This is a genomic window from Aeromonas rivipollensis (genome assembly GCF_010974825.1).
Classification (GTDB): Bacteria; Pseudomonadota; Gammaproteobacteria; order Enterobacterales; family Aeromonadaceae; genus Aeromonas; species Aeromonas rivipollensis.
The window spans coordinates 1-19221 of the sequence record NZ_JAAILA010000040.1; the positions used below are offsets into that span (position 1 = coordinate 1).

Here is a 19221-nt window from a genome sequence, read left to right on the forward strand (position 1 = left end):
GAAGAAGGTGGTCGTCATACCCCGTTCTTCAAGGGCTACCGTCCGCAGTTCTACTTCCGTACTACCGACGTGACCGGTACCATCGAACTGCCGGAAGGCGTAGAGATGGTAATGCCAGGCGACAACATCAAAATGGTTGTTACCCTGATCGCCCCGATCGCGATGGACGACGGCCTGCGTTTCGCTATCCGTGAAGGTGGCCGTACCGTAGGTGCTGGTGTTGTAGCTAAAGTTATCGCTTAATCTTGGCTTACATAAATAAAGCAAAGCCCCTATAATAGGGGCTTTCTTATGCAGGGGCGTAGTTCGAATTGGTAGAACAGCGGTCTCCAAAACCGATGGTTGCGGGTTCGAGTCCTGCCGCCCCTGCCATATACCTCGTCTCGTACGGGGCTTTTGTGTCTTTGGTTACGTCAGATACAGGTGGGTTGTATGAGTGTTAGTTCTGAGGGACAGGGCGGAAGCAAGGATACCCTTCTTTGGGGCCTGGTTTTCATCATCCTGGCGGCCGCTGTGGTAGGTAATTACCTGCTCACTGACGTTGTCGCCGCCGTCCGCGCCCTGGGTGTGGTCGTTGTCATCGCTGCTGCAGGTGCAGTGGCCCTGCAAACCACCAAAGGTAAGGCAACACTGGCTTTTGCTCGTGAGTCGCGCCTGGAAGTCCGCAAGGTCGTATGGCCGACCCGCCAGGAAGCCATTCAGACAACCCTGATTGTGCTGGCGGTGACCGCCGTGATGGGGCTCTTGCTGTTCATTCTGGACGGTGCCTTGGTCTGGTTGGTCAACCTGATTACCGGTGTGTAAGGAAAAGCCATGACTGAACAACGTGAACAACGTATGAGATGGTATGTCGTGCAGGCATTTTCCGGCTATGAAGGCCGGGTTGCCAAATCCCTGCGTGAACATATCAAGATGCATGGCATGGAAGAGCTGTTTGGCGAAGTGCTGGTCCCGACCGAAGAAGTGGTCGAGATGCGTGCCGGCCAGAAGCGCAAGAGTGAGCGCAAATTTTTCCCGGGTTATGTCCTGGTCCAGATGATGATGGACGAGACCACATGGCACTTGGTACGCAATGTGCCGCGTGTGATGGGCTTCATCGGCGGCACCTCCGATCGTCCTGCTCCTATCTCCGATAAGGAAGCGGATGCCATCCTCAATCGTCTGCAAGATGCCCACGACAAGCCGCGTCCGAAAACCCTGTTTGAACCGGGTGAAATGGTGCGGGTTGCCGATGGTCCGTTCGCTGACTTCAACGGCACCGTTGAAGAAGTGGACTACGAGAAGAGCCGCGTGAAGGTCTCTGTATTGATCTTCGGTCGCTCAACGCCGGTAGAACTGGATTTTGGTCAGGTCGAAAAGGGCTGATTAAACTCTGTACGTTTAACGGTTGTCAGGGGCAGCGATTATCTCTATAATTCGCTGCCCCTTTATTTGTTGGGGAGCCGTTTGCAGGAGCATGTCTCCGAGGCGCTAGAACCCATTTTTGAGGTATTTTCGTAATGGCTAAGAAAGTCACAGCTTATATCAAGCTGCAAGTTAAGGCTGGCAGTGCTAACCCCAGCCCTCCCGTTGGTCCTGCTCTGGGTCAGCACGGTGTGAACATCATGGAATTCTGTAAGGCGTTCAACGCTCGTACAGAAAAGCTGGAAAAAGGCTCACCGACTCCGGTCGTGATCACCGTTTACAGCGACCGTTCCTTCACCTTCGAAACCAAGACTCCGCCTGCTTCCTTCCTGCTGAAGAAAGCCGCTGGTATCCAGTCTGGTTCCGCCAAGCCGAACAAAGACAAGGTTGGTAAGGTGACTGTTGCTCAGCTGCAAGAAATCGCCAAGACCAAAGAGCCGGACATGACTGGTGCCGATCTGGATGCAAAAGTACGTTGCATCGCAGGCTCCGCTCGTTCCATGGGCCTGGTAGTGGAGGATTAAGACAATGGCAAAACTTTCCAAGCGTATGCGCGTTATTCGCGAAAAAGTTGACGGTACCAAAGAGTACTCCATCAACGAAGCCATTGCCCTGCTGAAAGAACTGGCTACCGCCAAGTTCGTTGAAAGCGTTGACGTTGCCGTTAACCTGGGTATCGATGCTCGTAAATCCGACCAGAACGTACGTGGTGCTACTGTACTGCCGCACGGTACCGGTCGTGACATCCGTGTCGCCGTATTCACCCAGGGTGCCAACGCCGAAGCCGCCAAGGCTGCCGGTGCTGAACTGGTTGGTATGGATGACCTGGCCGAGCTGGTCAAGAAAGGCGAGATGAACTTCGACGTCGTGATCGCATCCCCGGATGCCATGCGCGTTGTTGGTCAACTGGGCCAAATCCTGGGCCCGCGCGGCCTGATGCCTAACCCGAAAGTGGGTACCGTAACCCCGAACGTTGCTGAAGCTGTGAAGAATGCTAAAGCCGGTCAGGTTCGTTACCGCAATGACAAGAATGGTATCATCCATACCACTCTGGGTAAGGTTTCTTTCAACGAAGTTCAGCTGAAAGAAAACTTGGAAGCTCTGCTGGTTGCTCTGAAAAAGGGCAAACCCTCTTCCGCCAAAGGCATCTTCATCAAGAAAGTCAGCATCTCCACCACCATGGGTGCCGGTGTTGCCGTAGACCAAGCTTCTCTGGAAGCTCAGGGCTAATTGATGGATTTTACAAGGCGCAAAATTTAATCTATAATTTTGCGCCTTGATTGGTTGGGGGTTTCGACCTCCGTCCAAGACCGCAGGTGGTCGCAAGGCCTTAATCCTTCCTGCGTAGACGGTGCCGGAAACCCAGCGAGAAAGTTTTCTTTCTCTTCTGGAATCCTGCTACCGCATCGTTCCCCTCTGTTGTGAAGGTAGGGGGGATGTGTCAGTACTGAGTCATGAGACTCAGATTCAATCCAGGAGTTAAGCCAATGGCATTGGGACTCGAAGACAAAAAGGCAATTGTTGCTGAAGTCAACGAAGCTGCCAAAGGCGCTCTGTCTGCAGTTGTAGCCGATTCTCGCGGTGTGACTGTTGACAAGATGACCGTCCTGCGTAAATCCGCTCGTGAAGCCGGTGTGTACATGCGCGTTGTGCGTAACACCCTGCTGCGTCGCGCGGTAGAGGGCACCGAATTCGGTTGCCTGAACGACGTATTGACTGGTCCTACCTTGATTGCTTTCTCTAACGAACACCCGGGCGCTGCCGCTCGTCTGTTCAAAGAGTTTGCCAAAGCGAACCAAAAGTTCGAAATCAAGGCTGGCGCTTTTAACGGTGAGTTTATCGCCGCAGCACAAATTGATCGTCTGGCCACGCTGCCGACCTACGACGAAGCAATTGCGAAGTTGATGGCTACCATGAAGGAAGCCTCTGCTGGCAAGCTGGTTCGTACTATCGCTGCTGTTCGCGACCAGAAACAAGCTGCTGCTTGATTCTCGCCTATTTAGGCTGTTTGAGTTTATTCAACATCAGGAATTTTTGTCATGTCTATCACTAAAGACCAAATCATCGAAGCCGTTGCTTCCATGTCCGTAATGGAAGTTGTTGAGCTGATCGAAGCAATGGAAGAGAAGTTCGGTGTTTCTGCCGCTGTTGCTGTAGCTGCCGGTCCGGCCGCTGAAGCAGTAGAAGAGAAGACCGAGTTCGACGTAGTTCTGACTGCTGCTGGCGCCAACAAAGTTGCCGTCATCAAGGCCGTTCGTGCTGCCACCGGCCTGGGCCTGAAAGAAGCCAAGGACCTGGTAGAAGCCGCTCCGACCAACCTGAAAGAAGCCGTCTCCAAAGACGAAGCTGAAGCTCTGAAGAAAGAGCTGGAAGCTGCCGGTGCTTCTGTTGAGATCAAATAATCTGCATTTATGTAGATTAGCCTGATAAAACAGGCTAGGGCTGGTGAATGTTTGTTCACCAGCCTTTTTGCGCTGTAGACTGAGAGCATTTCACACCGTTTACGACTCTCAGTGCACCAGCAATCCGGACCGCCTCATCGTCCGGGCCAACACAAAACGGTGTTGAGACAGAGCTGTCCCGCGGGACAGAGTGGGTCACTTATCAGCGAGCTGAGGAACCCTATGGTTTACTCTTATACCGAAAAAAAACGCATTCGTAAGGACTTCGGTAAGCGAGACCAGGTACTGGACACGCCTTATCTGTTGTCCATTCAGCTGGACTCCTTCAAGCAGTTCATCGAGGCTGACCCGGAAGGTGAATATGGCCTAGAGGCCGCTTTCCGTAGCGTTTTCCCGATCACCAGTTACTCCGGTAGTGCTGAGCTTCAGTATGTCAGCTATCGCCTGGGTGAGCCGGTATTTGACGTAAAAGAATGCCAGATCCGTGGAGTGACCTACTCCGCGCCGCTGCGTGTCAAGCTTCGTATGGTTCTGTACGACCGTGAAGCAGCTGCCGGCACCGTCAAAGATATCAAGGAACAAGAAGTGTACATGGGCGAAATTCCGCTCATGACCGAAAACGGCACCTTTGTCATCAATGGTACCGAACGGGTTATCGTCTCCCAGCTGCACCGCAGCCCGGGCGTCTTCTTCGACCACGATAAAGGCAAAACACATTCATCCGGTAAGGTACTGTATAACGCCCGCGTTATCCCCTACCGTGGCTCCTGGCTGGACTTCGAGTTCGATGCGAAAGACAACCTGTTTGTCCGTATCGACCGTCGTCGTAAACTGCCGGCCTCCATTATTCTGCGCGCCTTGGACTTCAGTTCCGAAGAAATCCTGGCCACCTTCTTCGAGACCATTGGTTTCGAGGTCAAAGATGGCAAGTTGATGATGGATCTGGTGCCCGAGCGCCTGCGTGGTGAGACTGCGACCTTCGACATCATTGCCAATGGCGCTGTGGTGGTTGAGACCGGTCGTCGTGTCACTGCCCGTCATATCCGTCAGTTGGAAAAAGACGCCATCACCCAGATCGAGGTGCCGGTAGAGTACGTTGTTGGCAAAGTTGCAGCCAAGAACTACGCGCACCCGCAAACTGGCGAAATGGTCGTGACTGCCAACCAGGCCCTGAGCCTGGAAGCGGTTGCCAATCTGTCCCAAGCCGGCTTCAAGCACTTCGAGGTTCTGTTCACCAACGAACTGGACCACGGTGCCTACATGTCCGAGACCCTGCGTATCGACTCCAGCTCCAGTCGTCTGGAAGCACTGGTCGAGATCTACCGCATGATGCGTCCGGGCGAGCCGCCCACCCGCGAAGCGGCCGAGCAGCTGTTCGAGAACCTGTTCTTCTCTTCCGAGCGTTACGACCTGTCTACCGTGGGTCGGATGAAGTTCAACCGCCGTCTGGGTCGTGAAGACGAGACCGGCGTTGGCGTGCTGACCAAAGACGACATCGTCGAAGTCATGAAGCGCCTGATCGACATCCGTAACGGCAATGACGAGGTGGACGATATCGACCACCTGGGTAACCGTCGTATCCGTTCTGTCGGTGAAATGGCAGAGAACCAGTTCCGCGTCGGTCTGGTGCGTGTCGAGCGTGCGGTCAAGGAGCGTCTCTCCCTGGGCGACCTGGACACCCTGATGCCGCAGGATCTGATCAACGCCAAGCCGATCTCCGCCGCGGTCAAAGAGTTCTTCGGTTCCAGCCAGCTGTCCCAGTTCATGGACCAGAACAACCCGCTGTCCGAAGTGACCCACAAGCGTCGTATTTCCGCGCTGGGCCCGGGCGGTCTGACCCGTGAGCGTGCCGGCTTCGAAGTTCGAGATGTACACCCGACTCACTACGGTCGTCTGTGCCCCATCGAGACTCCGGAAGGTCCGAACATCGGTCTGATCAACTCGCTGTCCGTGTATTCCCGCACCAACGAGTACGGTTTCCTCGAGACCCCGTACCGCAAGGTCATCGACGGTGTGATCACCGACGAAGTGGACTACCTGTCAGCAATCGAAGAAGGCAAGTACGTGATCGCACAGGCTAACGCCGCGACCACCGAAGATGGCCGTCTGAAAGATGAGTTGATCCCGTGCCGTCACAAGGGTGAATCCACCTTTATGAACGCCGACCAGATCCAGTACATGGACGTGAGCCCGCAACAGATAGTTTCTGTGGCAGCGGCCCTGATCCCGTTCCTGGAGCACGATGATGCTAACCGAGCCCTGATGGGTTCGAACATGCAACGTCAGGCCGTACCGACTCTGCGTGCTGACAAGCCGCTGGTAGGTACCGGTATGGAACGCGCCGTGGCCGTTGACTCCGGTGTTACCGTAGTGGCCAAGCGTGGCGGCATGATCGACTATGTCGATGCCTCCCGTATCGTTATCAAGGTCAATGAAGATGAGCTGCTGCCAGGCGAAGCCGGCATCGACATCTACAGCCTGACCAAGTACACCCGTTCCAACCAGAACACCTGTATCAACCAGCGTCCTTGCGTGATGTTGGGTGAGCCGGTGATGGCGGGCGACGTGCTGGCTGACGGCCCGTCTACCGACCTGGGCGAACTGGCGCTGGGCCAAAACCTGCGCGTCGCCTTCATGCCGTGGAACGGTTACAACTTCGAAGACTCGATCCTGGTGAATGAGCGTGTGGTACAGGAAGATCGCCTGACCACCATCCATATCCAGGAACTGGCCTGTATCTCCCGTGACACCAAGCTGGGTCCGGAAGAGATCACTGCCGACATCCCGAACGTGGGTGAAGCCGCTCTGTCCAAGCTTGACGAGTCCGGTATCGTCTACGTGGGTGCCGAAGTGAAGGGCGGCGACATCCTGGTCGGCAAGGTAACACCCAAGGGTGAAACCCAGCTGACCCCGGAAGAGAAGCTGCTGCGCGCCATCTTCGGTGAGAAGGCCTCCGATGTGAAGGACTCCTCCCTGCGTGTGCCGAACGGTGTGTACGGTACCGTGGTTGACGTGCAAGTCTTTACCCGCGATGGCGTGGAAAAAGACAAGCGCGCCAAAGAAATCGAAGAGATGCAGCTGAAGGAAGCGAAGAAGGACTTGACCGAAGAGTTCAAGATCCTGGAAGACGGCATTTTCGGCCGCTCCCGCAACCTGCTGCTGGCCGCCGGTTACAGCGAAGATCGTCTGAACAAGCTGGATCGTTCCAAGTGGTTTGAATTGGCCATCGAAGATGAAGCCAAGCAGATCGAGCTGGAGCAGATCGCCGAACAGCACATCGAGCTGAAAGCCGACTTCGACAAGAAGTTCGAGAACAAACGTCGCAAGATTATCCAGGGTGATGATCTGGCGCCGGGCGTACTGAAAATCGTCAAGGTTTACCTGGCAGTCAAGCGTCGCATCCAACCGGGTGACAAGATGGCGGGCCGTCACGGTAACAAGGGTGTTATCTCCAAGATCTGCCCGGTCGAGGACATGCCCCATGACGAGTTCGGCCGTCCGGTCGACATCGTACTGAACCCGCTGGGCGTACCGTCCCGTATGAACATCGGTCAGATCCTCGAAGTGCATCTGGGCCTCGCGGCCAAGGGCATCGGCGAGAAGATAGACCGCATGATCAAGGATCAGCGCGAGCTGCACGAGATGCGTGACTTCCTGCAACAGGTCTATGACCTGGGCGAGAAAGACACCCAGCAAGTGAACATCGCCGAGCTGTCTGATGACGACGTACGTACCCTTGCGGGTAACCTGCGTAAGGGTCTGCCGGTTGCTACACCTGTCTTTGATGGTGCCAAAGAGCGCGAAATCAAGGCCTTGCTGAAGCTGGCCGATCTGCCGGAATCCGGTCAGATCTCCCTGTTCGATGGTCGTACCGGTAACGCCTTCGAGCGCAAGGTCACCGTGGGTTACATGTACATGCTGAAGCTGAACCACTTGGTAGACGACAAGATGCACGCGCGTTCTACCGGCTCCTACAGCCTGGTTACCCAGCAGCCGCTGGGTGGTAAGGCACAGTTCGGTGGTCAGCGGTTCGGTGAGATGGAAGTGTGGGCCCTGGAGGCTTACGGTGCGGCATATACCCTGCAGGAAATGCTGACCGTCAAGTCTGACGATGTGAATGGCCGTACCAAGATGTACAAGAACATCGTGGATGGCGACCACCGTATGGAGCCGGGCATGCCCGAATCCTTCAACGTACTGTTGAAGGAAATCCGCTCTCTGGGTATCAACATCGAGCTGGACGAAGAGTAAGAGCTCGCTCTTATTGTTCGAGAATTGACGTGGGCGCCCTGCTGCTTTGGCAGTAGGGCGCCGAGGTTAGACTCCTGACAGGGGAAACACGTGAAAGACTTACTCAAGTTTTTGAAGGCTCAGACCAAGACCGAAGAGTTTGACAGTATCAAGATCGGTCTGGCCTCTCCTGACATGATCCGCTCCTGGTCATTCGGTGAGGTCAAAAAGCCTGAGACCATCAACTACCGGACTTTCAAGCCGGAACGTGATGGTCTGTTCTGCGCCCGTATCTTCGGACCGGTGAAGGACTACGAGTGTCTGTGCGGCAAGTACAAGCGCCTGAAACACCGTGGTGTGATCTGCGAGAAGTGCGGCGTAGAAGTGACCCAGACCAAGGTCCGTCGCGAGCGCATGGGCCACATCGAGCTGGCCAGCCCGACTGCCCACATCTGGTTCCTGAAGTCCCTGCCGTCCCGTATCGGTCTGCTGCTGGACATGACCCTGCGTGACATCGAGCGCGTGCTGTATTTCGAATCCTATGTAGTGATCGAACCCGGCATGACCAACCTCGAGCGCAGCCAGATGCTGTCCGAAGAGAACTATCTGGACGCACTGGAAGAGTGGGGCGACGAATTCGACGCCAAGATGGGTGCCGAAGCAATCCTTGCATTGCTGCGTGCCATCGATCTGGAAGGTGAAGTCAAGACCATGCGTGAGGAGCTGGATCAAACCAACTCCGAAACCAAGCGCAAGAAGACCACCAAGCGCCTGAAGCTGATGGAAGCCTTCCTGCAGTCCGGCAACAAGCCGGAGTGGATGATCATGACAGTGCTGCCTGTGCTGCCGCCGGACCTGCGTCCGCTGGTACCGCTGGACGGCGGCCGTTTCGCGACTTCCGATCTGAACGATCTGTACCGTCGCGTGATCAACCGTAACAACCGCCTGAAGCGTCTGCTGGATCTGGCAGCGCCGGACATCATAGTGCGCAACGAAAAGCGCATGCTGCAAGAGTCCGTGGATGCCCTGCTGGATAACGGCCGTCGTGGTCGTGCCATCACAGGTTCCAACAAGCGCCCGCTGAAATCCTTGGCCGACATGATCAAGGGTAAGCAAGGTCGTTTCCGTCAGAACTTGCTGGGTAAACGTGTCGACTACTCCGGTCGTTCCGTTATCACCGTAGGTCCGACCCTGCGTCTGCATCAGTGCGGTCTGCCGAAGAAGATGGCGCTCGAGCTGTTCAAGCCCTTCATCTATGGCAAGCTGGAATCCCGTGGTCTGGCGACCACCATCAAGGCCGCCAAGAAAATGGTGGAGCGCGAAGAAGCCGTCGTTTGGGACATCCTGGACGAAGTGATCCGCGAACACCCGGTCCTGCTGAACCGTGCACCGACCCTGCACCGTCTGGGTATCCAGGCGTTTGAACCGACCCTGATCGAAGGCAAGGCCATCCAGCTGCACCCGCTCGTCTGTGCCGCCTATAACGCGGACTTCGATGGTGACCAGATGGCGGTCCACGTACCGCTGACCCTGGAAGCCCAGTTGGAAGCGCGCGCCCTGATGATGTCTACCAACAACATCCTGTCGCCTGCCTCCGGTGAGCCGATCATCGTTCCTTCCCAGGACGTGGTCTTGGGTCTGTACTACATGACCCGTGCCCGTATCAACGCCAAGGGCGAAGGTATGGTGCTGGCCGGCCCGAAAGAAGCCGAGAAGGTCTATCGCGCCGGTCTGGCCGATCTCCATGCTCGTGTGAAAGTGCGCATTACCGAATACCTGCGTCAGGAAGACGGTTCCCTGCTGCCGCACACAGAGATGAAGAACACCACAGTTGGTCGTGCGATCCTGAGCCTGATCCTGCCGAAAGGCATGGAATACGCGCTGATCGACGAACCCAAGGTGCTGACTGCCGCCGAGCAGGCCGATCTGGATGCCAATCCGCAGAACTGGATCAAATCCGTATCCAACAAGGCGCTGGGCAAAAAGCTCATCTCCCGTCTGCTGAACACCTGCTATCGCAAGCAGGGCCTGAAGGACACCGTCATCTTCGCTGACCAGCTGATGTATACCGGTTTCCATTACGCGGCCCTGTCCGGTGCTTCCGTTGGTATCGATGACATGGTCATCCCGGATGCCAAGAAAGACATCATTGCGGCAGCCGAAGCCGAAGTCGCCGAGATCCAGGACCAGTTCCTGTCCGGTCTGGTGACCGCGGGCGAACGCTACAACAAGGTTATCGATATCTGGGCCAGCGCGAACGATCGCGTCTCCAAGGCCATGATGGATAACCTCTCCAAGGAGCGGAACGTCAACTCCCTGGGTGAAGAAGAAGAGCAGGCCTCCTTCAACAGCATCTTCATGATGGCCGACTCTGGTGCGCGGGGCTCCGCCGCCCAGATCCGTCAGCTGGCCGGTATGCGTGGCCTGATGGCCAAGCCGGATGGTTCCATCATCGAAACGCCGATCGTGGCGAACTTCCGTGAAGGTCTGAACGTACTCCAGTACTTCATCTCCACTCACGGTGCTCGTAAGGGTCTGGCGGATACCGCACTGAAGACGGCGAACTCCGGTTACCTGACTCGTCGTCTGGTTGACGTGGCTCAGGACATGGTGATCACCGAGGACGATTGTGGTACGACCGAAGGTCTGTGGATGACTCCGCTGATCGAAGGTGGTGACGTGGTCGAGCCGCTGCGTGAGCGCGTGCTGGGTCGTGTGGTCGCCGAAGATGTGATCAAGCCGGGTACTGAAAGCGAGATCCTGGTCGCGCGCAATACGCTGCTCGACGAGTATCTGTGTGACCTGCTGGAGCGTAACTCCGTCGACCGCGTGAAGGTACGTTCTGCCATCACCTGTGAGACCGACTTCGGTAACTGTGCCCACTGCTACGGCCGTGATCTGGCCCGTGGTCACCTGGTGAACAAGGGTGAGGCTGTCGGTGTTATCGCCGCCCAGTCCATCGGTGAGCCGGGTACCCAGCTGACGATGCGTACCTTCCACATCGGTGGTGCCGCATCCCGAGCCGCTGCCGAGAGCAGCATCCAGGTCAAGAACACCGGTAGCATCAAGCTGCAGAACGCCAAGTTTGTTACCAACAGTGCAGACAAGCTGGTTATCACCTCCCGTTCTACCGAACTGACCATCATGGACGAGATGGGCCGTACCAAGGAAAGCCACAAGCTGCCTTACGGTTCCGTCCTGGAAGTGAAAGATGGCCAGGCCGTGAGTGCCGGTGATACCGTCGCCAACTGGGATCCGCACACCCACCCGATCATCACCGAAGTAGCAGGTCGCCTGGACTTCGAACACATGATCGACGGTGTGACCATCACTCGTCAGACCGACGAGCTGACCGGTCTCTCCTCTATCGTCGTGCTGGATGTCAACGAACGTCCGAGCGCCGGTAAAGAGATGCGTCCGACCGTGAAGCTGGTCGACCAGAACGGCAAGGATGTCATGATCCCGGGTACCGATGTAGCCGCCCAGTACTTCCTGCCGGGCAAGGCGATCGTGAACCTGGAGGATGGTGCCAACGTGGGCGTGGGTGACGCGGTCGCGCGTATCCCGCAAGAGTCCAGCGGTACCAAAGACATCACCGGTGGTCTGCCGCGTGTTGCGGATCTGTTCGAAGCACGTCAACCGAAGGAACCGGCTATCCTGGCCGAGATCTCCGGTACCATCTCCTTCGGGAAAGAGACCAAGGGCAAACGCCGTCTGGTCATTACCCCGACCGACGGTGGCGACATCTACGAAGAGATGATTCCGAAGTGGCGTCACCTGAACGTGTTCGAAGGTGAAAAAGTTGAGAAGGGTGAAGTGCTGGCAGACGGTCCTGAGTCTGCTCACGACATCCTGCGTCTGCGCGGTATCAGCCCGGTCGCCAACTACATCGCCAACGAAGTGCAGGACGTTTACCGTCTGCAAGGCGTTAAGATCAACGACAAGCACATCGAAGTCATCGTTCGTCAGATGCTGCGTAAGTGCGAGATCCTGAGCGCTGGCGACACTGACCTGATCGAAGGCGAGCAGGTTGAAGTGGCTCGTGTGAAGATTGCCAACCGTAAGTTGGTTGCCGAGGGTAAGACTCCGGCCACCTTCCGTCACATCCTGATGGGTATTACCAAGGCATCCCTGAGCACCGAGTCCTTCATCTCCGCGGCTTCCTTCCAGGAAACCACTCGTGTTCTGACCGAAGCGGCCGTTGGCGGCAAGCGTGACGAACTGCGTGGCCTGAAAGAGAACGTCATCGTGGGTCGTCTGATCCCGGCTGGTACCGGCTTTGCCTACCACCATGCCCGGATCAACCAGCGTGCCGCCGCAGCTCGTGCTGTCGGTGTGCCGCAGGTGACTGCCGATGAGGCTCAGCAAAATCTGGCGGATCTGCTCAACGCAGCCGGCAGTTTTGACGAAGAGTAATCTTCAGCTGCAGTGATTCAAAAGGGCTCCTTCAAGGGGCCCTTTTTGTTGCCCGCCCGCCAGCAGTGCGCTGCACCGGGCTGGGGCAGGGGATGATCCAGTGCAAGGTTATAGAGCAAAAAATCAAAAAAAGTTGACATTGATCCCCCGCAATTGAAAACTCGGGAAAGTTGAATGGTTATTACAGGGGTAGAACATGGCTGTCGGTATCGAGGAAGTACTGCTTCCCGAAGAGCAACTGAGCGGTCGCGCTTTTACAGACGAAGACAGGGAATTGTTGCGTTCATATGAGGGCCTCATCGAGGGCCTGGCCGATCTGTTCGGCAAGCACTGCGAAGTGGTGCTGCATTCCCTGGAAAATCTGCATGAGTCAGTGATCAAGATAGCGAACGGATTCAACACGGGGCGGACCCTGGGAGCACCGATCACCGATCTGGCCCTGCGCATGCTCAAGGACATCGAGAGCACGGGTCAGGATCACACCCAGAGCTACTTTGCCCGCAGCCGGACCGGTGCGCTGATGAAGTCGAGCACCATCGCCATCCGCAACCGCGACAAGCAGGTGATAGGTCTTATCTGCATCAACCTGCACATCAATGCGCCTTTCCACGAGTTCGTGGCCGAATTCTTCCCGACGCCCCAGCAAGTGGAGCGTCAATCGCCGGAGACCTTCGCCAACAGCGTGGAGGAGCTGGTTGCCCAGACGGTGGACAACACCATCGACGAGATCAACCGCGATCCCTCCGTGGCCAACAACGCCAAGAATCGTTTTATCGTGACCCAGTTGTTCGAGAAGGGCATATTTGATATCAAGGACTCGATCAACCTGGTCGCCGACAAGCTGAATATTTCCAAACATACCGTGTATCTCTACATCCGACAGCGCAAGCAGGGTGAAGAAGAGAGCGAGTAAGCGCCATAGATAGGGGATAGATAACAATGGCTAAAGAAGTGATTGCAACCGACAAGGCGCCTGCCGCAATTGGTCCTTATGTTCAGGCTACCAAGCTGGGTGACCTGGTGTTCACCTCCGGGCAGATCCCGCTCGATCCGGCCACCATGGACATAGTTGCCGGTGGCATCGAGGCGCAGGCCGAGCAGGTGATGAAGAACCTGGTTGCAGTATTGAAGGCGGCCGGTGCCGATACCAGCAAGGTGCTGAAGACCACCTGTTTCCTGAGCGACATGAACAACTTCGTGGCCTTCAACCAGGTCTATGCCCGCTACTTCGGTGATGCTGCACCGGCGCGCTCCTGCGTGGAAGTGGCTCGCCTGCCCAAGGATGTGCTGGTCGAAGTCGAAGCCATTGCTCATGTCTGAGTCTGAGTCATCGGAAGAGCCCCTCCCAGGAGGGGCTTTTTCGTCTTTGAGGTAGAATGGATGCACATCTGTGCAGGAGTCCGGATATGAGTCTGAATTTTGCCCTGCTGGTCACCGGGCCCGCCTATGGTACCCAGACGGCCAGCACCGCCTATCGCTTCGCCCTGAGCCTCATCGAGCAGGGACATCAGCTGTCTCACCTGTTCTTCTATCAGGATGGGGTCCATAACGGCAATGGTCTGCATGCCCCGGCCAGCGATGAGACCGACCTGGTGGCGCTGTGGCGCGATCTGGCTCTGGCGCAGGGCATTGCCATCGATGTGTGTGTCGCCGCCGCCATGCGCCGCGGGGTGCTCGATGAAGCCGAGGCTAAGGGGGTAGGCAAGACCCAGTTCAATCTGCAGGCCCCGTTTCGTTTAAGCGGGCTGGGTCAGCTAGCCGAGGCCAGTCTGACCGCCGACCGCTTCGTCCAGTTCTAGGGGGATGAAATGACCAAGATAGCCTTTATCTGCCGGCGTGGTCCCCACGGTACGGCGAGTGGACGAGAGGGACTGGATGCCTTGCTGGCCACCTCTGCGCTGACGGAATCACTGGCGCTCTTCCTCATCGGTGACGGTGTGCTGCAATTGCTCAGGGAGCAGTCGCCACAGGGGATATTGCAGCGCCACTACGCCCCGACCTTCAAGATGCTGGAACTGTACGATGTCGAGGAGGTCTATGTCTGTGCGGCGTCGCTGGCCGAACGTGGTCTGACTGCCGGGGATCTGCTGATCCCAGTGACGGTACTGAGCCCTGCCGAGATCCGCCACCAGTGGGACAACTTCACCGCCCACATCAGCTTTTGAGGTGCCCATGATACAGCTGGTATTGAACTCTCCCTTTCTCAGCCAGGACCTCGAGCAGGTGCTGCGTTATCGTCAGGACGCGGATCTGCTGGTGCTGATGCAGGACGCCGTGGTGGCGACGACTGCCCCGCAGTGGTGCGAACGATTGAACGGGATCCCCCTCTATGTGATGGGGGAAGACCTGAAGGCGAGGGGCTTGTCCCCCAGGATCGGGATGGAACTCGACATGGCCGGTCTGATCAAACTGATCGCCGAACAGGGATCACCGCAGACCTGGGCCGGCTAGTTTTGATTTTTGCCTGTTAGCTCAGGTGGTTATCACAATAATGGCGGGATGTCATTTGCCCTTTTGGCGCACGAATTGTATAAATCTTGACTCCTCAGACAACAGGGCATAAAATTTCGCGTCCCCGTATCTGCGGGGAGGATTTTTCACACGTTTATGAAGTCATTATCAGGAGCCTTTTGATGGCAACTATTAACCAGTTGGTTCGCAAGCCACGCATCAAGCTCGTTGTGAAAAGCAACGTGCCGGCGCTGGAAGCGTGCCCTCAGAAGCGTGGCGTATGCACCCGTGTATACACCACCACCCCCAAGAAGCCTAACTCTGCACTGCGTAAAGTGTGCCGTGTACGTCTGACCAACGGCTTCGAAGTCACCTCCTACATCGGCGGTGAAGGTCACAACCTGCAGGAGCACTCCGTTGTTCTGATCCGTGGCGGTCGTGTCAAGGATTTGCCAGGTGTTCGTTATCACACCGTTCGTGGTGCGTTGGACTGTGCCGGTGTTAAAGACCGTAAGCAGGCTCGCTCCAAGTATGGCGTGAAGCGTCCGAAAGCTTAATGGTTCTCCGTTAAGTAAGGCCAAACGTTAATTCGTTTCTAGTTAGATAACTTTCTAGTTTTGGGTAACCCCTGAAGTTACGGAGAATTTGAAATGCCAAGACGTCGTGTTGTTGGTCAGCGTAAAATCCTGCCGGATCCCAAGTTCGGATCAGAGCTGCTGGCTAAATTTGTCAACGTAGTAATGGTTGACGGTAAGAAATCTGTTGCAGAAGCCATCGTTTATGGCGCCCTGGACATCATTGCCACCAAATCTGGCAAAGAGCACCTGGCCCTGTTCGAAGTCGCTCTGGACAACATTCGTCCGGCGGTCGAGGTTAAATCTCGTCGCGTCGGTGGTGCAACCTATCAGGTGCCGGTAGAAGTTCGTCCGGTTCGTCGCAATGCCCTGGCAATGCGCTGGTTGGTTGATGCCGCTCGTAAACGTGGTGAAAAATCAATGGCTCAGCGTTTGGCTGGCGAGCTGCTGGATGCCGCTGACAATAAGGGTTCGTCTGTCAAGAAACGTGAAGACGTTCACCGTATGGCTGAAGCGAACAAGGCCTTCGCTCACTTCCGCTGGTAATCCGCTTGCGCAGGGTCTTCTGGCTCTGCGCACCTTTAATTATCTGGGGACAAGTGCCCTAGTAAGAGGATGACAATGGCTCGTACAACCCCCATTGAGCGTTATCGTAACATCGGTATCTCTGCTCACATCGACGCCGGTAAGACTACTACTACCGAGCGCGTTCTGTTTTACACCGGTGTAAGTCACAAGATCGGTGAAGTTCACGATGGCGCCGCCACCATGGACTGGATGGAACAGGAACAAGAGCGTGGTATCACCATCACCTCCGCCGCGACCACCGCTTTCTGGTCCGGTATGGGTAAACAGTTCCAACCGCACCGTATCAACATCATCGATACCCCGGGCCACGTTGACTTTACTATCGAAGTAGAGCGTTCAATGCGTGTTCTGGACGGCGCCGTGATGGTGTACTGTGCCGTAGGTGGCGTACAGCCACAGTCTGAGACCGTATGGCGTCAGGCTAACAAGTACAAGGTTCCCCGTATCGCGTTCGTCAACAAGATGGACCGTACCGGCGCCAACTATCTGCGCTGCGTTGAGCACATCAAGACCCGTCTGAAAGGTACCCCGGTTCCGCTGCAACTGAACATCGGTGCAGAAGAGAACTTCAAGGGCGTTATCGACCTGGTCAAGATGAAAGCCATCAACTGGAGCGAAGCTGACCAGGGCGTGTCTTTCGATTACGAAGACGTCCCGGCCGAGCTGCTGGAACAAGCGCAAGAAATGCGCATGAACCTGGTTGAAGCCGCTGCTGAAGCGTCTGAAGACCTGATGGAAAAATACCTGGGTGGTGAAGAACTGACCGAAGAAGAGATCAAGAAAGCTCTTCGTCAGCGTGTTCTGAACAACGAAATCATCCTGGTTACCTGTGGCTCCGCGTTCAAGAACAAGGGCGTACAGGCCATGCTGGATGCCGTGGTTGACTATCTGCCGGCTCCGACCGACGTAGCAGCCATCGACGGTCTGAAGCTGGATGGCGTCACCAAAGACGAGCGTCACGCTTCCGATGACGAGCCGTTCTCTGCTCTGGCATTCAAGATTGCTACCGACCCGTTCGTTGGCAACCTGACCTTCTTCCGCGTTTACTCCGGTGTGGTTAACTCCGGTGACTCCGTGCTGAACTCTGTCAAAGAGAAGCGCGAGCGTTTTGGCCGTATCGTTCAGATGCACGCCAACAAGCGTGAAGAGATCAAAGAAGTTCGCGCAGGCGACATCGCCGCTGCCATCGGTCTGAAAGACGTGACCACTGGTGACACCCTGTGTGACGAAAAATCGCCGATCATCCTCGAGCGTATGGAATTCCCGGAGCCGGTAATCTCCATCGCGGTTGAGCCGAAAACCAAGGCTGACCAAGAGAAGATGGGTCTGGCACTCGGCCGTCTGGCGCAGGAAGATCCGTCTTTCCGCGTATGGACTGACGAAGAATCTGGCCAAACCATCATCGCCGGTATGGGTGAGCTGCACTTGGACATCATCGTTGACCGTATGCGTCGCGAGTTCAAGGTTGAAGCGAACGTAGGTAAGCCGCAGGTTGCCTACCGTGAAACCATCCGCAATACCGTCAAGGACATCGAAGGCAAGCATGCCAAGCAGTCCGGTGGTCGTGGTCAGTACGGTCACGTTGTGATCGACATGTACCCGCTGGAAGAAGGCAAAGCCTACGAGTTCGTTAACGACATCAAGGGCGGCGTGATTCCTGGTGAGTTCATCCCGGGTGTTGACAAGGGTATCCGTGAGCAGCTGAAGTCCGGCCCGCTGGCTGGCTATCCGGTAATGGATCTGGGCGTGCGTCTGCACTTCGGTTCCTACCACGATGTCGACTCCTCCGAACTGGCGTTCAAAATCGCTGCTTCCATGGCCTTTAAGGCTGGCTTCATGAAGGCCAACCCGGTTCTGCTCGAACCGATCATGAAAGTAGAAGTTGAGACTCCGGAAGATTACATGGGCGACGTGATCGGTGACCTGAACCGTCGTCGTGGCCTGATCGAAGGTATGGAAGACGGCCCGTCCGGCAAGATCGTTCGTGCTCTCGTGCCGCTGGCCGAGATGTTCGGTTATGCGACTGCCCTGCGTTCCGCTACCCAGGGTCGCGCTTCCTACGCCATGGAATTCGCCAAGTATCACGATGCCCCGACTAACGTCGCCCAGGCCGTGATCGAAGAGCGCAAATCCAAGTAATTTATGATTCCCCGCCTACGACGGTAGGCGGGTTTAACCTAGAAGGACTACGTCGTGTCTAAAGAAAAATTTGAGCGTAACAAACCGCACGTAAACGTCGGCACCATCGGCCACGTTGACCACGGTAAAACCACCCTGACCGCCGCCATCACCAACGTGCTGGCCAAGCACTTCGGTGGTAAAGCTTTCGCCTTCGACCAGATCGACAAGGCACCGGAAGAGCGTGAGCGTGGTATCACCATCAACACCTCCCACGTAGAATACGACACCGCTATCCGTCACTACGCCCACGTAGATTGCCCGGGTCACGCCGACTACGTTAAGAACATGATCACCGGTGCTGCCCAGATGGACGGCGCGATCCTGGTAGTAGCCGCGACTGACGGCCCGATGCCGCAAACTCGTGAGCACATCCTGCTGGGTCGCCAGGTTGGTATCCCGTACATGATCGTGTTCATGAACAAGTGCGACATGGTAGATGACGAAGAGCTGCTCGAACTGGTCGAGATGGAAGTTCGTGAACTGCTGACCGAGTACGACTTCCCGGGTGATGACCTGCCGGTAGTTCGTGGTTCCGCGCTGAAAGCGCTGGAAGGCGACGCAGCATGGGAAGAGAAGATCATCGAGCTGGCTCACCACCTGGATACCTACATCCCGGAGCCGGAGCGTGCCATTGACCTGCCGTTCCTGATGCCTATCGAAGACGTCTTCTCCATCGCTGGCCGTGGTACCGTTGTTACCGGTCGTGTAGAGCGCGGTATCGTTAAAGTTGGTGAGACTGTAGAAATCGTCGGTATCAAAGACACCGTTTCTACCACCTGTACCGGTGTTGAAATGTTCCGCAAACTGCTGGACGAAGGCCGTGCTGGTGAGAACGTTGGCGCCCTGCTGCGTGGCGTGAAGCGTGAAGAAGTTGAGCGTGGTCAAGTACTGGCCAAGCCGGGCTCCATCAAGCCGCACACCAAGTTCGAATCCGAAGTGTACGTGCTGTCCAAAGAAGAAGGTGGTCGTCATAC

General features: G+C 56.2%; 18 protein-coding genes and 1 tRNA gene. All 19 read left to right on the forward strand.

What is annotated here, in order from left to right; translation table 11 throughout:
- Nucleotides 1-243 (forward strand): EF-Tu C-terminal domain-related protein (locus G4923_RS19970; protein WP_445423564.1); only part of this gene is annotated, 243 nt, incomplete at its 5' end.
- A 52-nt stretch (nt 244-295) separates the two neighbouring features.
- Nucleotides 296-372: transfer RNA gene (locus tag G4923_RS19975), tRNA-Trp, on the forward strand.
- A 60-nt stretch (nt 373-432) separates the two neighbouring features.
- Nucleotides 433-804, forward strand: a complete 372-nt coding sequence (secE, locus tag G4923_RS19980) for a preprotein translocase subunit SecE (RefSeq protein WP_042650611.1) — start codon at nt 433-435, stop codon at nt 802-804.
- Between the two features lie 9 nt (nt 805-813).
- On the forward strand, nt 814-1365 hold the full coding sequence (gene nusG, locus G4923_RS19985) for a transcription termination/antitermination protein NusG (protein WP_005323644.1): 552 nt from the start codon (nt 814-816) through the stop codon (nt 1363-1365).
- 134 nt (nt 1366-1499) lie between these two features.
- Nucleotides 1500-1928, forward strand: coding sequence for a 50S ribosomal protein L11 (gene rplK, locus G4923_RS19990; RefSeq protein WP_016352267.1), 429 nt, complete (start codon nt 1500-1502; stop codon nt 1926-1928).
- Between the two features lie 4 nt (nt 1929-1932).
- Nucleotides 1933-2634 (forward strand): 50S ribosomal protein L1, encoded by a 702-nt coding sequence (gene rplA, locus G4923_RS19995; protein ID WP_041206544.1) that lies wholly within the window; start codon nt 1933-1935, stop codon nt 2632-2634.
- Between the two features lie 257 nt (nt 2635-2891).
- The gene (gene rplJ, locus G4923_RS20000; protein WP_025328617.1) at nt 2892-3392 is read left to right on the forward strand and encodes a 50S ribosomal protein L10; all 501 of its coding nucleotides are present in this window, start codon (nt 2892-2894) and stop codon (nt 3390-3392) included.
- 51 nt (nt 3393-3443) lie between these two features.
- A complete protein-coding gene (gene rplL, locus G4923_RS20005; protein ID WP_025328616.1) occupies nt 3444-3806 on the forward strand; it encodes a 50S ribosomal protein L7/L12 in 363 nt (120 codons plus the stop codon).
- A gap of 222 nt (nt 3807-4028) precedes the next feature.
- Nucleotides 4029-8057 carry a DNA-directed RNA polymerase subunit beta gene (rpoB, locus tag G4923_RS20010; RefSeq protein ID WP_025328615.1) on the forward strand — a complete coding sequence of 1343 codons (4029 nt, stop codon included), beginning with the start codon at nt 4029-4031 and terminating at the stop codon, nt 8055-8057.
- A 90-nt stretch (nt 8058-8147) separates the two neighbouring features.
- Entirely contained in the window at nt 8148-12452 is a 4305-nt protein-coding gene (gene rpoC, locus G4923_RS20015) for a DNA-directed RNA polymerase subunit beta' (protein WP_005325063.1), read from the forward strand.
- A gap of 196 nt (nt 12453-12648) precedes the next feature.
- Entirely contained in the window at nt 12649-13365 is a 717-nt protein-coding gene (locus G4923_RS20020; protein ID WP_025328613.1) for a helix-turn-helix transcriptional regulator, read from the forward strand.
- Nucleotides 13366-13391: 26 nt separating this feature from the next.
- Nucleotides 13392-13772, forward strand: coding sequence for a RidA family protein (locus G4923_RS20025; protein ID WP_106885569.1), 381 nt, complete (start codon nt 13392-13394; stop codon nt 13770-13772).
- Between the two features lie 86 nt (nt 13773-13858).
- Nucleotides 13859-14251: a sulfurtransferase complex subunit TusD gene (tusD, locus tag G4923_RS20030; RefSeq protein ID WP_042650612.1), complete on the forward strand. Its 393-nt coding sequence runs from the start codon at nt 13859-13861 to the stop codon at nt 14249-14251.
- Nucleotides 14252-14260: 9 nt separating this feature from the next.
- Nucleotides 14261-14617 (forward strand): sulfurtransferase complex subunit TusC, encoded by a 357-nt coding sequence (gene tusC / locus G4923_RS20035; protein WP_111913575.1) that lies wholly within the window; start codon nt 14261-14263, stop codon nt 14615-14617.
- A gap of 7 nt (nt 14618-14624) precedes the next feature.
- On the forward strand, nt 14625-14903 hold the full coding sequence (gene tusB, locus G4923_RS20040; protein WP_111913573.1) for a sulfurtransferase complex subunit TusB: 279 nt from the start codon (nt 14625-14627) through the stop codon (nt 14901-14903).
- A gap of 182 nt (nt 14904-15085) precedes the next feature.
- Nucleotides 15086-15460, forward strand: coding sequence for a 30S ribosomal protein S12 (gene rpsL / locus G4923_RS20045; protein WP_005306278.1), 375 nt, complete (start codon nt 15086-15088; stop codon nt 15458-15460).
- 93 nt (nt 15461-15553) lie between these two features.
- Nucleotides 15554-16024 carry a 30S ribosomal protein S7 gene (gene rpsG / locus G4923_RS20050; protein WP_010675949.1) on the forward strand — a complete coding sequence of 157 codons (471 nt, stop codon included), beginning with the start codon at nt 15554-15556 and terminating at the stop codon, nt 16022-16024.
- A gap of 75 nt (nt 16025-16099) precedes the next feature.
- Nucleotides 16100-18205 carry an elongation factor G gene (gene fusA, locus G4923_RS20055; RefSeq protein ID WP_106885572.1) on the forward strand — a complete coding sequence of 702 codons (2106 nt, stop codon included), beginning with the start codon at nt 16100-16102 and terminating at the stop codon, nt 18203-18205.
- Between the two features lie 54 nt (nt 18206-18259).
- Nucleotides 18260-19221, forward strand: a 962-nt coding sequence (tuf, locus tag G4923_RS20060; protein ID WP_163138097.1) for an elongation factor Tu, incomplete at its 3' end; no start/stop codon positions are given.

Coding starts and splice junctions, on each gene's coding strand:
- tusC (WP_111913575.1), top strand. CDS start 14,261: ATGACCAAGATAGCCTTTATCTGCCGGCGTGGTCCCCACGGTACGGCG.
- G4923_RS20020 (WP_025328613.1), top strand. CDS start 12,649: ATGGCTGTCGGTATCGAGGAAGTACTGCTTCCCGAAGAGCAACTGAGC.
- secE (WP_042650611.1), top strand. CDS start 433: ATGAGTGTTAGTTCTGAGGGACAGGGCGGAAGCAAGGATACCCTTCTT.
- rpsG (WP_010675949.1), top strand. CDS start 15,554: ATGCCAAGACGTCGTGTTGTTGGTCAGCGTAAAATCCTGCCGGATCCC.
- rplA (WP_041206544.1), top strand. CDS start 1,933: ATGGCAAAACTTTCCAAGCGTATGCGCGTTATTCGCGAAAAAGTTGAC.
- fusA (WP_106885572.1), top strand. CDS start 16,100: ATGGCTCGTACAACCCCCATTGAGCGTTATCGTAACATCGGTATCTCT.
- rpoB (WP_025328615.1), top strand. CDS start 4,029: ATGGTTTACTCTTATACCGAAAAAAAACGCATTCGTAAGGACTTCGGT.
- nusG (WP_005323644.1), top strand. CDS start 814: ATGACTGAACAACGTGAACAACGTATGAGATGGTATGTCGTGCAGGCA.
- rplK (WP_016352267.1), top strand. CDS start 1,500: ATGGCTAAGAAAGTCACAGCTTATATCAAGCTGCAAGTTAAGGCTGGC.
- rplJ (WP_025328617.1), top strand. CDS start 2,892: ATGGCATTGGGACTCGAAGACAAAAAGGCAATTGTTGCTGAAGTCAAC.
- tusB (WP_111913573.1), top strand. CDS start 14,625: ATGATACAGCTGGTATTGAACTCTCCCTTTCTCAGCCAGGACCTCGAG.
- rpsL (WP_005306278.1), top strand. CDS start 15,086: ATGGCAACTATTAACCAGTTGGTTCGCAAGCCACGCATCAAGCTCGTT.
- rplL (WP_025328616.1), top strand. CDS start 3,444: ATGTCTATCACTAAAGACCAAATCATCGAAGCCGTTGCTTCCATGTCC.
- tusD (WP_042650612.1), top strand. CDS start 13,859: ATGAGTCTGAATTTTGCCCTGCTGGTCACCGGGCCCGCCTATGGTACC.
- G4923_RS20025 (WP_106885569.1), top strand. CDS start 13,392: ATGGCTAAAGAAGTGATTGCAACCGACAAGGCGCCTGCCGCAATTGGT.